This is a genomic window from Paenibacillus sp. JNUCC-31 (assembly GCF_014844075.1).
Taxonomy (GTDB): domain Bacteria; phylum Bacillota; class Bacilli; order Paenibacillales; family Paenibacillaceae; genus Paenibacillus.
This window is the reverse complement of sequence record NZ_CP062165.1, coordinates 1,349,061-1,363,663: the sequence shown is the minus strand read 5'-3', so window position 1 is coordinate 1,363,663 and position 14,603 is coordinate 1,349,061. Positions and strand designations below refer to the sequence as shown.

The window sequence follows — 14,603 nt, the reverse complement described above, 5'->3', positions numbered from 1 at the left end:
GAATGGTTATGGTATCTGCTGGCATCGAAGCGATGAACTTTTTTGGTGGTACCGCCTTTTTGGACGTTATTCAATTAGCTAAGTATAGGCAGTTGGATACGAACCGCTTTGAGAATCTACTTGTAAAAGAGAAAACAGTGGCTCTTCCTTACGAAGACCCGATTACATTTGCTGTAAATGCAGCCAAGCCGCTGTTGGATACATTGACTGAGGCAGACAAAGATCGAATTGAATTGCTGATCACCTGTACAGAATCAGGCATTGATTTTGGAAAGTCGATGAGTACGTATATTCATCATTATTTGGGCTTAAATCGGAACTGTCGACTTTTTGAAATTAAGCAAGCATGTTATTCAGGCACAGCCGGTTTTCAAATGGCAGTAAATTTTGTACTCTCACAGACTTCACCAGGTGCAAAGGCACTAGTTATTGCAACCGATATATCACGATTTATGGTTGTGGATGCTGGGGATGCTTTAAGCGCGGATTGGTCATTCGCTGAACCAAGCGGAGGAGCGGGAGCGGTAGCAATGTTGATTGGGGAGAATCCTGAAGTTTTTCAGGTGGACGCTGGTGCCAATGGTTACTACGGATATGAAGTAATGGATACTTGTCGTCCAGTACCTGACAGTGAAGCGGGGGACGTGGATCTTTCGCTCTCGTCGTATTTGGATTGCTGCGAGAATTCCTTTTTGGAATACAAGAAGCGGGTAACGGGGGTCGATTATCGTCATACATTCCAGTACCTTTCTTTCCATACTCCTTTTGGTGGAATGGTTAAAGGTGCGCATCGTACCATGATGAGAAAAATGGTACAGGCCAAACCCCAGGAAATTGAAGAAGACTTTAAGAACAGGGTTATGCCTGGAATAACGTACTGTCAACGAGTAGGTAATATTATGGGAGCAACTGTTTTGCTTTCGCTCGCCAGTACAATTGATAACGGAAATTTTGACACGGCTCGGAGGATCGGATGTTTTTCATACGGATCAGGTTGTTGTTCTGAATTTTATAGTGGTATTGTTCGGCCGGAAGGTCAACGAAGACAGTTGCAATTTAACATCAACAAACATCTGGATGAACGGTTTCAATTGAGTATGGAAGCCTACGAAGTGTTGCTCAAAGGAAGTGGAGCGGTGAGGTTTGGAACTCGAAACGTCAAACTTGATCACGACTTGATTCCAGGAGCGATGTCTTCTGTGCAGGGTAAACAACGGCTGTATTTAGATGAAATTCAAGAGTATCATCGAGTGTATCGATGGAACTAAGGACGGATTTTCAGACGCTTCGTGTTCAAATACAGGAACGGATCTGTTTTGTACAAATTTATCGACCGGAGTCTAACAATACAATAAATGACCAGCTTGTCGATGAGTTTCATCGTTTACTCGAAATGTGTGAGGATGCAGTTACAGTGCTAGTAATTCAAGGGTTACCAGAGGTGTTTTGTTTCGGCGCGGATTTCCAAGGGTTGAGGGATAATGCCAAAAGTGGCGATGAGCTGGAGCAAGATCCTGGACCCTTGTATGACTTGTGGTTGAAACTGGCGTCTGGTCCGTACATTGTAATTTCCCTTGTGAAGGGGAAGGTCAATGCGGGGGGCATCGGTTTTGTTGCTGCAAGTGATATTGTGCTCGCCGACCATACGGCACAGTTTAGCTTATCTGAGATGCTTTTTGGGCTCTACCCGGCATGCGTACTACCATTCCTTATTCGTCGTACAGGAATTCAGAAAGCGCATTATTTGACACTTATGACGAGCCCAATCCTTGTAGATCAAGCGCACGCATGGGGGCTTATCGATGCATTTGATACTTCGGGCGAAGTATTGTTGCGCAAACATCTGCTTCGGCTGAGGAGACTGACCAAAAAATCGGTGTCTGCATATAAGCGTTATATGATAAGCCTTCAGGACAATTTGTCTGCATGTAAACCACTAGCGGTAGCCGCCAACGTGGAAATGTTTTCAGATACGGATTCTATGACAGGCATTATACGTTATGTGGAACAAGGGAAGTTTCCGTGGGAGGAATGAGAGATGACACCTGTTGTACAAATGCAGGAGATTTCACCATTTGTTGTACAAATCACGATGCAGGATCGAGTTAATAAGAACACATTTTCCGATGAGCTTATCAAAGGATTGATCGATGCGTTCGCAACCATTAGTGCATCTAATCAGTATAAGGCGGTCGTACTAACGGGTTACGATAGCTATTTTGCTTCAGGAGGTACCCAGGAAGGCCTGTTGGCCATTTACGAAGGAAGGGCGAGATTCACTGACGGTAATATATACAGTCTTGCACTCGACTGTCCCATCCCCGTCATTTCTGCTATGCAGGGTCATGGCATCGGTGGCGGGTTCGTAATGGGGTTATTTTCTGATTTCATCGTCCTTAGTCGTGAGAGCGTATATACAACGAATTTCATGAAGTATGGCTTTACGCCTGGTATGGGTGCTACATGTATTTTACCGAAGAAACTAGGTTTTAGTTTGGCGGAAGAACTTCTATTAAATGCAGGAAATTATCGTGGTGCAGATCTAGAGAAGCGTGGAGTTCCATTTCCTGTCCTTCCCCGCGATGAAGTTCTCCAGCATGCGCTTGAATTAGCACGACAGCTGGCGGAGAAGCCGAGAGTATCCTTAGTAACTTTAAAGGATCACCTGGTTAGACAACTACGGGAAGAGCTTCAGACATTTGTGGAACGAGAACTAATTATGCATGAGAAGACCTTTCATCAGGAGGAAGTCAAGCAGCGTATCATGTCTCTATTTGGTACGTAAAAGCCATTTTCAATGGGCTGTTTACTTACGATTATCCCGGGATGTATAACATACATTCCTGAAAGAGGGATTGTGAATGAATCTACAAGAAATTATGCTCGCTCTAGAATCACGTACAATTGACCCGGAGGAGGCCAAGAAGAGACTAAGCGATCTAAAAAACGGTCTCGGTTCTAAGGATTCAACCGTTCCCGAGTTATCAGCAGAGATAGAAAAAAAATATAGCAAGGAAAAAGTTGCTATCATTGGAATGTCCGGCAGATATCCAGATGCTAAGGACGTATCTATTTACTGGAACAATCTTTCCGAAGGCAAAAACAGTGTGGAGGAAATATCGGAATCACGCTGGGATGTGGAGCAGTATTACTCGCCTAATTCCGCTGAGAAGGGGAACATGTATGCAAAGTGGCTTGGAGCGCTTGAAGATATTGATTGCTTCGATCCTCTTTTCTTTCAGATAACACCTTTGGAAGCTGAATTGATGGATCCACAGCAGCGAATTTTTTTACAGGAAGGCTATAGGGCTTTCGAAGATGCAGGATACAGCCGTGATGCACTAGCCAACATGAACTGCGGTGTATATTTAGGGATGATGCATAATGAATACGGGGTTATGCAGGAGAAGTTAGCATTAGCAAAAGGTCTCAGTGGTGGTGGGTTCGTCAGTTCTACAGGAAACAGTACTGCTATTGCAGCAGCTCGTCTGTCTTACTTTCTTAATTTGAAAGGGCCAGCAATTCCTGTCGACACAGCATGCTCATCCTCGCTGGTCTCAGTTCATTTGGCTATACAAGCACTATTAAACAACGAGATTGATATGGCTCTGGCTGGAGGAGTCACCTTATACTTAACCCCACAATCGTATATCAGCATGTGTGAAGCAGGTATGCTGTCCATTGAAGGCAAGTGTAAAGCGTTTGATAACCGCGCAGATGGTTTTGTTCCAGGGGAAGGTGCCGGGGCGCTTGTACTGAAGCGACTGAGCGATGCCGAAGCGGATGGTGATCATATTTATGGAGTCATCATTGGCTCCGGCATTAACCAGGATGGTAGGACAAATGGTATCACTGCTCCTAGCGCTAACAGTCAGATGGAGCTTGTAAGGAACATTTACGATAAATATCGGATTGATCCTAAAAGTATCGGATATGTAGAAATGCACGGAACTGGAACCAAACTTGGCGATCCGATCGAATTGGATGCGTTATCGACCGTGTATAAAGAAAAATCAATACAGAAGAATTATTGTGCTATCGGTTCAGTCAAAACCAATATCGGTCACACTTCAGCTGCAGCTGGTGTAGCAGGCATTCAAAAGGTTTTGCTTTGTATGAAGCATAAGCATTTAGTTCCTTCGCTGCACTATAACGAATCCAATGAGCATTTTCAAATTGAAAAGTCACCTTTTTATGTAAATACCACTTTGAAACCATGGGAGATGGTAGAGGATTTACCACGACGTGCGGCGGTAAGTTCCTTTGGTTTTAGTGGAACGAACGCTCATTTGGTTATTGAAGAATACGTACCATCCTGGGAATCAAGTAATCTCACACATTTGCCTGATGAACCGGTGATAATTGTGTTGTCAGCAAGAACGAGCGAACAACTCCAGATCTATGCTCGTCAATTGGAACAATGGTTGGAAAGCTGTGGAAACGCTACGCTGCCTGATATTGCTTACACCTTACAGATCGGAAGAGAACCGATGGAATACAGGCTGGCATTTGTGACGGATACAGTTATGGGAGCAATGAAGGAATTGCAGCTATTTTTAGATGGATGTCCGTCTGAGAGGTTACATTCATTCAGAGTTAAGAAAAAAGGACAGAAAGAAGATGTGGGTTCAAAACTGACTACGTCAATAGGGGATGTCCGAAAGCTGAAATCCGGGGATGCAGATAAGATTGCTCAACTGTGGGCAAAGGGACTAAACATCGATTGGAAAATGTTATACGGTGAACACAAGCCATGTAGAATCAGTCTACCGACCTATCCCTTTGCTAAAGAGCGGTACTGGTTGCCAGGGATTCCATCGCAATCTGGCGAAATTCGTCAAGCGGAGGGATTGGCACTGCCATCAAGAATGACTGTTTCTCCCCAGGCAACCGAGGTTCAGCAGGAAAGAAGCATGCGTCTAGTGGGCAAACAGTTTGAGTTGGCACCCATAGAAGGTGCATCACGCCGAGCATCACATTCCTCAGTGGCAATCGTTGCCTCTGCAGCAACGAGAACATTTGCTAATGAACTGTCTAGATATCTTCCTGGAAGTGAGGTCATCGAACCGGGCACAGTAGAGATCAATCTGGAGCTGAAGCGTACCATGAAACGGCACCGGAAAGACTACGCTGCCGTCGTGGATGTCACGGGCTGTGCGGAGGAGATCGAAGCAAGTCTGCATATCATTCCATGGTTACAGGGTGTGATTGAAGAGCGGCAGAAGGAAGGGGTCGTCCTGCTGGGTATTACCCAGGGGCTGGAAACGTGTGGTGCTGTAAAGCGGCCGGTTAGTCTGGCTGGTGCAGCTACTGCTGGGCTTTATCGCATGTTGCAAAGCGAATACCGTCACGTGAGCTCCCGTCATATGGACCTCGATCCGGCGGACGATTTGGGAACACTGGCAAAACAAATTGGTGATGAACTTCAACTGGAGAGTGAGGAGGCGGAGGTCTGTTACCGGGATGGATTCCGCTACCGGGCTAGCCTTCAGGAATTCCGTGCAAAGTCCAGTAGAACATTTGAATTTCCTTCTGAGCAGGTCGTCTGGATAACCGGGGGCACGCGTGGAGTAGGCGCCTTATGTGCACGTCATTTGGTTGAGCACTATGGGGTGAGGAAGTTGGTTCTGACCGGACGAGAACGGCTTCCGTCTCGGGGACAATGGGAAGAATATGAGCATTTGGACAGTGGCACCGGCCAGAAGATTCGGCATATCCGTGACTTAGAGGCCTTGGGTGCTCAAGTGCAGGTGCTGTCCCTAACGTTATCTGATGGGCAAGCCGTTCGAGAAAGTATGGAAACGGTAGTTAAAACGATGGGGCCAATCGGTGGAGTGATTCACAGCGCGGGGCTTACAGATAGGGAGAGTCCTGCATTTATTCGGAAGCAACCTGAAGGTATTCGCCAAGTATTGGAGCCCAAGGTGGAAGGAGTCAACATACTGTGTCAGGCGCTGCAGGAGCAACCGCTGCGGTTTTTTGTGTTGTTCTCATCGGTATCTTCAATTATACCGTCACTGGCATCGGGACAGAGCGATTATGCGATGGCCAATGGCTACATGGATTATGCAGCTAGAGCTCATGCGAAACGATATCCGATGGTGAGTGTGCAGTGGCCTAGCTGGAAGGAAACAGGCTTTGGAGAAGTCAAAAGCCGGGTATACCATCAAACCGGTCTACTTAGTCATACCAACGAAGAAGGTCTCGCCATGCTGGATAGGGTGCTGACTTACGATGTGGGTAATGTCGTACTCCCAGCCATGGTTAATCCAAAAGTATGGCAACCGCAACGTCTGATGAGCCGGAAACTGGAAGAACAGCAGAAAAGCGCTCCGGTTCAGCTGCAACCAGCGCAGGAAGACGATGGAACGCTGCTGCACACGGTGATAGAGCGGCTTGTCGGGTTGTTCTCGTCCGAGCTGAAAATTGATCCTGCGGAACTGGAGCCAGATGTATCATTTCAGGAGTTTGGAGTTGACTCGATCTTACTGACCCAGTTGTTACGTACCATTAATCAGTGGATAGGTGAAGAGCTGGATCCTTCGATCTTGTATGAATACGCCAGTATGGAAAGTTTGGCAGGATGGCTGGTCCATACCTACGCTTCGGCGTTGAGTGGAGAGACAACTTCAGGTACTCCGGCAAGCCTAGCTGTAGATTCGAGCGGAGTGCCGTTGGAATCTTACTCGCAGGAGCTTCCTCCAAGTCCGAAGTTACCAGTTCGCTCCGAACAGAGAACCGGGGATATTGCCGTGGTTGGCATGTCCTGTCAGTTACCGGGCGCACCAAGCTTGGACGCGTACTGGGATCTGTTGAAAGAAGGACGGAGTGCGATCGGTCGTGTGCCGCAGGAACGATGGGGACAGGAAGCGGACTATTATGCCGGATTGGTTGAAACGCCAACAGAACGGGTGGCATCCCGCTTTCATATTGCGGCGGAAGACGCTCGGGTGATGGATCCTCAAGCGTTACTGTTGTTAGAGGAAAGTTTAAAGGCATGGCAGCACGCCGGATATACGGTAGATGAGATCAAAGGAGCGCCGGTGGGCGTGTACATCGGGGGACGCAGCCAGCACCGACCGGATGAGCAGGAGCTACTTGCAGCTCGCAACCCGATCCTGGCAGTGGGCCCGAATTATTTGGCGGCGAATATCTCCCATTACTTTGATCTTCGAGGTCCGAGTTTAGTATTGGATACGGCATGTTCGTCAGCTTTAGTAGGTTTGCATATGGCCGTTCAGGCATTGCACAGCGGCGAAATAAACGGTGCTCTGGTGGGCGGGGTTAGCTTGCTAGGAACCGACCAGGCGCACCGATTATTCAACCAGAGAGGAATATTAAGCGGGGAGCCGAACTTCCATCTGTTTGATGGTCGAACGAGTGGAGCCGTGCTGTCGGAAGGCGGCGGGGTCGTCATCGTCAAGACACTGGAGCAAGCACAAGAGGATGGTGACCGGATATATGCGGTAATTAAAGGGACAGCCGTGAATAACGACGGCCGAACGGCAGGACCAGCCACACCCAACATCCAAGCACAACAGGATGTTATGCGTACGGCGCTCGAAAGAAGCGGTAAGCAGGCAGCGGATATCAGTTATATCGAGGCGAATGGTTCGGGCTCCTTGGTAACGGACTTGTTGGAACTAAAGGCCATTTGGAAGGTCTACCGGGAAGAGAACTCAGAAGAGTTGGGGTTAGGCTCAAGCAAACCCAATATAGGACATCCATTGTGTGCGGAAGGGATAGCAGGCCTGGTGAAGGTCGTTCTGATGCTACATCATCGAGAGTTCGTACCGTTCCTATCTGGTCAGCAGCCCATGAAGCATTTTGACATCGGAGCCTCCCCGTTTCATTTTACTCGTGAAAGCACAATCTGGGAGGGAGAGCGTCCAGCCGCAGGGATTAATTGTTTTGCAGACGGTGGGACTAACGCTCATGTCATCGTGGAGGCATGGGAGCCGGGTGTGGCTGGGTATGTGACCCGTGGACCTATTGAACAGGAGAGGGATGCCCTAGGGGTAACACTCCCAGAGCAAAGGGAGTTGATGGTGTGGGATTTATTTGGATAGGAGAGGATTAGTATTAAACATCAGATAACGTTGTCTACAAAAAACCCTGTTATTAGCAATCATCAGGCGTTTGGACAAAAGCTACTGCCGGGACTGGCTTATATTGATCTGATTTATCAAGTGTTCCGAATCTATCGCTATTCATACCGGGAGCTAGAGCTCCAACATCTTTCGATTTACCGTCCACTTGTTGTACATGAGGATCGCCCAATCCGATTAACCATCGATTGTATCGAGCAGGAAGAGGGCCACTGGCGTGTTCGTTTGGAGGGCGAGGAAGCGGTTGGTGTTAAGACTGTGTATGCCGTCGCTGATATGTTTCGCTATATACCGGTGGATTACGAAGAGAGTGTTGACTTCGAATCATTCCGTAATGCAGCGACACGTTCATTCTCAATGGCCGAGCTCTATGAGCGTTGGAGCAAACAAAAATTAATTCACACTGGTTTGATGAAGACTGAAGGCCAAGTATTTGAGGATAATGAGGCTCGTTTTATCGAGCTGAGTGTGGACAAGGAAATTGGAATCTCTGATTCGTCCAATTTTATGTTTCATCCCGCTGTAATTGACGGTGTTGGCGCTGGATCGGAAGGGCTGTTTGACGCCCTTATAAAGGATGAGGACAAGTTGTTTTTGCCTCTATATATCAAGTCATTTCGCGCATCAGATTTGATCGAAAATAGCTGTCTTGCAAAAATTCCAGTCACGTCGATCAAACGAAATGGTGAACTATTATATATGGATATCATTTTCTATAATGATGTCGGTCACAAAATCGGGGAAATGAAACAGTTAACGAACAAAATTGTTCGCGATGGTAGTATCCTTGATTCACAAGAAGGAAGTAATGATATTACTAAACAACAACAGCTTATACTAGAAGAAACGGAGCAGGCGGATAACCAAATGCTATCCGAGACGAAGTATGTTAAAGAACAATCTCCTTCGGCACAAGTTTTTCTGAAAGGAGTGTTGGCGCAGTATCTGAAGAAGTCTGCAGAGGAAATTGAAATCAACATCGGATATTACGAGATGGGTTTGGATTCTCCAGGGTTATTGGAAGCTGTTGATATGATTGGAACGAAGATTGGGGCCGAGCTTTCACCAACGTTGCTCTTCGAGTATACGACTATTTCTCAATTAGCTACGTATTTGTCGGAAGCATATCCGGATTTCTTCGCTGCTTCAGTGTTCCAAAAAAGTACGAAGCTGAATTTTGAACATAAACCACATAAAGAATCAAAAATAAAAGAGAATCATAGCAGTTTGTCACTGTCCGAGTCAGCTGTTGCAACAACTGCGTTATCTGGAGATATTGCTGTGATTGGAATTTCAGGGCGTTACCCAGGTGCGACAAACATGACTAATTTCTGGTTAAATCTGTTGGAAGGAAAAGACTTAGTGCGAGAAGTTCCAGAGACACGCTGGGATTGGAAGCGGCATGAAGGGATATCCTCACCTTCAGGAAAACCAATATCTAAATGGGGCGGCTTCATTGATGATCCGGATTGCTTTGATGCTTCATTTTTTCGGATCACTCCACGAGAGGCGGAAACCTTGGACCCTCAGGAACGGCTTTTTTTAGAAACCTGCTGGGAAGCAATTGAGGATTCTGGGTATACACCAGAGGATTTGGTTTCTCCTCAAGGTAGAAATAAACGACGACCTGTTGGAGTCTTTGCTGGTGTTATGCAAAAAGATTATACGTTGCTTGGCATGGAATCGTTAGGGGAAGGTAACCTGTTCCCGCTGTCCCATAATTATGCACCGATTGCAAACCGGGTTTCCTACTTCTGTAATTTTCATGGACCAAGTATGACCATTGATACGGTATGCTCCTCGTCGCTAACGGCTGTGCATCTGGCTTTGGAAAGCATACGTCATGGAGAATGCGAGGTTGCCTTAGCAGGCGGTGTCAATCTGTCGCTGCATCCTGGAAAATATGTATCCTACGGTTTAGCAGACATGCATGCTAGTGATGGTCGTTGTCGGACCTTCGGGAAGGGCGGCGATGGCTATGTGTCTGGAGAAGGCGTAGGGGTGGTCGTACTTAAGTCGTTGCGAAAAGCGGAGGAGGACGGCGACCATATATACGCAGTGATTAAAGGCAGTGTTATTAATCATGTAGGAGCAGTAAGTGGAATAACAGTGCCAAGTCCAGTCGCACAAGGAGAAATGATTGAGACCTGTTTAGAGAAAACTGGCATCGATCCTCGGACCATCAGCTATATCGAAGCACATGGAACAGGTACCTCGCTGGGGGACCCCATCGAAATACAAGGACTGGAAAAGGCATTCCGTCGTTACACAGAAGATGTTCAATATTGTTCCATTGGTTCGGTGAAGTCAAACATTGGACATGCGGAGTCTGCTGCAGGGATTGGAGGGCTGCATAAGGTTATTTTACAGCTGCATCATCGAACGCTGGTTCCATCACTGCACTCGTCTGATCCCAATCCGCATATTGATTTCGCTCGTTCTCCGTTCTATGTACAGCAGAAGACCGAAGCATGGAGACGGCCGATCCTAAAGGAGCGGGGGGAGGAAAAAGAATACCCACGCAGAGCAGGAATCAGTTCATTTGGTGCAACCGGTGCAAATGCTCATTTGATTCTGGAGGAATACATACCGGCGAAACAAGGAAAAGATGAGCGAAAAATTGGAAGTGAGGGAGAGCAGCCCATTCTCGTTCCACTCTCGGCTAAGAATAAAGAAAGACTGAGCGCCTATGCCGCCAAATTACTAGATTACTTGCGCGGTGGGAAGCGAAATGGTCTAATGAGCGAAAATCTTTTGATACCGACAACCGAAGCTGACACACTTGAACCTTCACTAGAAGAGCTGGCTTATACGTTACAAGTCGGACGGGAAGCAATGGAAGATCGAGTCATATTTGTTACAAGTGACAAATCTCAGCTCATGTATTTGTTAGATTTGTTTTTACAAGGGAACAAGAGCGTCGAAGGCATTTATAGGGGGCAACGGAAACCAAACAAGGATATTGCACTTCTTCTTTACGAGGATGAGGATGCTAAAGAAATGATTCGTCAGTGGCATTCAAAAGGTAAAGTGACCCAGATCGCTCAACTGTGGGCAAAGGGACTAAACATCGATTGGAAAATGTTATACGGTGAACACAAGCCATGTAGAATCAGTCTACCGACCTATCCCTTTGCTAAAGAGCGGTACTGGTTGCCAGGGATTCCATCGCAATCTGGCGAAATTCGTCAAGCGGAGGGATTGGCACTGCCATCAAGAATGACTGTTTCTCCCCAGGCAACCGAGGTTCAGCAGGAAAGAAGCATGCGTCTAGTGGGCAAACAGTTTGAGTTGGCACCCATAGAAGGTGCATCACGCCGAGCATCACATTCCTCAGTGGCAATCGTTGCCTCTGCAGCAACGAAAGCATTTGCTAATGAACTGTCTAGATATCTTCCTGGAAGTGAGGTCATCGAACCGGGCACAGTAGAGATCAATCTGGAGCTGAAGCGTACCATGAAACGGCACCGGAAAGACTACGCTGCCGTCGTGGATGTCACGGGCTGTGCGGAGGAGATCGAAGCAAGTCTGCATATCATTCCATGGTTACAGGGTGTGATTGAAGAGCGGCAGAAGGAAGGTGTCGTCCTGCTGGGTATTACCCAGGGGCTGGAAACGTGTGGTGCTGTAAAGCGGCCGGTTAGTCTGGCTGGTGCAGCTACTGCCGGGCTTTATCGCATGTTGCAAAGCGAATACCGTCACGTGAGCTCCCGTCATATGGACCTCGATCCAGCGGACGATTTGGGAACACTGGCAAAACAAATTGGTGATGAACTTCAACTGGAGAGTGAGGAGGCGGAGGTCTGTTACCGGGATGGATTCCGCTACCGGGCTAGCCTTCAGGAATTCCGTGCAAAGTCCAGTAGAACATTTGAATTCCCTTCCGAGCAGGTCGTCTGGATAACCGGGGGCACGCGTGGAGTAGGCGCCTTATGTGCACGTCATTTGGTTGAGCACTATGGGGTGAGGAAGTTGGTTCTGACCGGACGAGAACGGCTTCCGTCTCGGGAACGATGGGAAGAATATGAGCATTTGGACAGTGGCACCGGCCAGAAGATTCGGCATATCCGTGACTTAGAGGCCTTGGGTGCTCAAGTGCAGGTGCTGTCCCTAACGTTATCTGATGGGCAAGCCGTTCGAGAAAGTATGGAGACGGTAGTTAAAACGATGGGTCCAATCGGTGGAGTGATTCACAGCGCTGGGTTGGGTGATCGTGATACCCCCGCATTTATTCGAAAGCAACCTGAAGGTATCCGCCGAGTATTGGAGCCCAAGGTGGAAGGAGTCAACATACTGTGTCAAGCGCTGCAGGAACAACCGCTGCGGTTTTTTGTGTTGTTCTCATCGGTATCTTCAATTATACCGTCACTGGCATCGGGACAGAGCGATTATGTGATGGCCAATGGCTACATGGATTATGCAGCTAGAGCACATGCGGAACGATATCCGATGGTGAGTGTGCAGTGGCCTAGCTGGAAGGAAACAGGCTTTGGAGAAGTCAAAAGCCGGGTATACCATCAAACCGGTCTACTTAGTCATACCAACGAAGAAGGTCTCGCCATGCTGGATAGGGTGCTGACTTACGATGTGGGTAATGTCGTACTCCCAGCCATGGTTAATCCAAAAGTATGGCAACCGCAACACCTGATGAGCCGGAAACTGGAAGAACAGCAGAAAAGTGCTCCGGTTCAGCTGCAACCAGCGCAGGAAGACGATGGAACGCTGCTGCACACGGTGATAGAGCGGCTTGTCGGGTTGTTCTCGTCCGAGCTGAAAATTGATCCTGCGGAACTGGAGCCAGATGTATCATTTCAGGAGTTTGGAGTTGACTCGATCTTACTGACCCAGTTGTTACGTACCATTAATCAGTGGATAGGTGAAGAGCTGGATCCTTCGATCTTGTATGAATACGCCAGTATGGAAAGTTTGGCAGGATGGCTGGTCCATACCTACGCTTCGGCATTGAGTGGAGAGACAACTTCAGGTACTCCGGCAAGCCAAGCTGTAGATTCGAGCGGAGTGCCGTTGGAATCTTATCCGCAGGAGCTTCCTCCAAGTCCGAAGTTACCAGTTCGCTCCGAACAGAGAACCGGGGATATTGCCGTGGTTGGCATGTCCTGTCAGTTACCGGGCGCACCAAGCTTGGACGCGTACTGGGATCTGTTGAAAGAAGGACGGAGTGCGATCGGTCGTGTGCCGCAGGAACGATGGGGACAGGAAGCGGACTATTATGCCGGATTGGTTGAAACGCCAACAGAACGGGTGGCATCCCGCTTTCATATTGCGGCGGAAGACGCTCGGGTGATGGATCCTCAAGCGTTACTGTTGTTAGAGGAAAGTTTAAAGGCATGGCAGCACGCCGGATATACGGTAGATGAGATCAAAGGAGCGCCGGTGGGCGTGTACATCGGGGGACGCAGCCAGCACCGACCGGATGAGCAGGAGCTACTTGCAGCTCGCAACCCGATCCTGGCAGTGGGCCCGAATTATTTGGCGGCGAATATCTCCCATTACTTTGATCTTCGAGGTCCGAGTTTAGTATTGGATACGGCATGTTCGTCAGCTTTAGTAGGTTTGCATATGGCCGTTCAGGCATTGCACAGCGGCGAAATAAACGGTGCTCTGGTGGGCGGGGTTAGCTTGCTAGGAACCGACCAGGCGCACCGATTATTCAACCAGAGAGGAATATTAAGCGGGGAGCCGAACTTCCATCTGTTTGATGGTCGAACGAGTGGAGCCGTGCTGTCGGAAGGCGGCGGGGTCGTCATCGTCAAGACGCTGGAGCAAGCACAAGAGGATGGTGACCGGATATATGCGGTAATTAAAGGGACAGCCGTGAATAACGACGGCCGAACGGCAGGACCAGCGACACCCAACATCCAAGCACAACAGGATGTTATGCGTACGGCGCTCGAAAGAAGCGGTAAGCAGGCAGCGGATATCAGTTATATCGAGGCGAATGGTTCGGGCTCCTTGGTAACGGACTTGTTGGAACTAAAGGCCATTCGGAAGGTCTACCGGGAAGAGAACTCAGAAGAGTTGGGGTTAGGCTCAAGCAAACCCAATATAGGACATCCATTGTGTGCGGAAGGGATAGCAGGCCTGGTGAAGGTCGTTCTGATGCTACATCATCGAGAGTTCGTGCCGTTCCTATCTGGTCAGCAGCCCATGAAGCATTTTGATATCGGAGCCTCCCCGTTTCATTTTACTCGTGAAAGCAAAATCTGGGAGGGAGAGCGTCCAGCCGCAGGGATTAATTGTTTTGCAGACGGTGGGACTAACGCTCATGTCATCGTGGAGGCATGGGAGCCGGGTGTGGCTGGGTATGTGACCCGTGGACCTATTGAACAGGAAAAGCGGGAAGTTACTCATTGGATGGATTCCGAAACCAATAAAAAAGGGATTCATTCGCGACGAAATTGGTGGGTGCAAGAAAGAGATGCTGTACCTGCGGGCGATGGCAATGCTAATACGACGGGAAGATGAGGGTGACTC

Annotated in this window: 5 protein-coding genes and 1 pseudogene; all 6 read left to right on the top strand. The window is 48.2% G+C overall.

The features are described 5' to 3' along the window. Positions 1-8 precede the first annotated feature (8 nt). Positions 9-1,268 (top strand): hydroxymethylglutaryl-CoA synthase family protein, encoded by a 1,260-nt coding sequence (locus JNUCC31_RS05815; protein ID WP_192269372.1) that lies wholly within the window; start codon positions 9-11, stop codon positions 1,266-1,268. Next, entirely contained in the window at positions 1,259-2,035 is a 777-nt protein-coding gene (locus tag JNUCC31_RS05810) for an enoyl-CoA hydratase/isomerase (protein ID WP_192269369.1), read from the top strand. The genes JNUCC31_RS05815 and JNUCC31_RS05810 overlap by 10 nt, the downstream gene beginning before the upstream one ends. 3 nt (positions 2,036-2,038) lie before the next feature. After that, on the top strand, positions 2,039-2,785 hold the full coding sequence (locus JNUCC31_RS05805) for a polyketide synthase (protein ID WP_192269366.1): 747 nt from the start codon (positions 2,039-2,041) through the stop codon (positions 2,783-2,785). Between the two features lie 184 nt (positions 2,786-2,969). Beyond that, positions 2,970-4,832: pseudogene (locus JNUCC31_RS34205) on the top strand (type I polyketide synthase); the annotation flags it as partial. A 36-nt stretch (positions 4,833-4,868) separates the two neighbouring features. Continuing rightward, a complete protein-coding gene (locus JNUCC31_RS34200) occupies positions 4,869-8,069 on the top strand; it encodes a type I polyketide synthase (RefSeq protein ID WP_488656258.1) in 3,201 nt (1,066 codons plus the stop codon). Between the two features lie 30 nt (positions 8,070-8,099). Beyond that, positions 8,100-14,594, top strand: a complete 6,495-nt coding sequence (locus tag JNUCC31_RS05795) for a type I polyketide synthase (protein WP_192269361.1) — start codon at positions 8,100-8,102, stop codon at positions 14,592-14,594. Positions 14,595-14,603: the final 9 nt, after the last annotated feature.

Coding starts and splice junctions, on each gene's coding strand:
- JNUCC31_RS05810 (WP_192269369.1), top strand. CDS start 1,259: ATGGAACTAAGGACGGATTTTCAGACGCTTCGTGTTCAAATACAGGAA.
- JNUCC31_RS34200 (WP_488656258.1), top strand. CDS start 4,869: ATGACTGTTTCTCCCCAGGCAACCGAGGTTCAGCAGGAAAGAAGCATG.
- JNUCC31_RS05815 (WP_192269372.1), top strand. CDS start 9: ATGGTATCTGCTGGCATCGAAGCGATGAACTTTTTTGGTGGTACCGCC.
- JNUCC31_RS05805 (WP_192269366.1), top strand. CDS start 2,039: ATGACACCTGTTGTACAAATGCAGGAGATTTCACCATTTGTTGTACAA.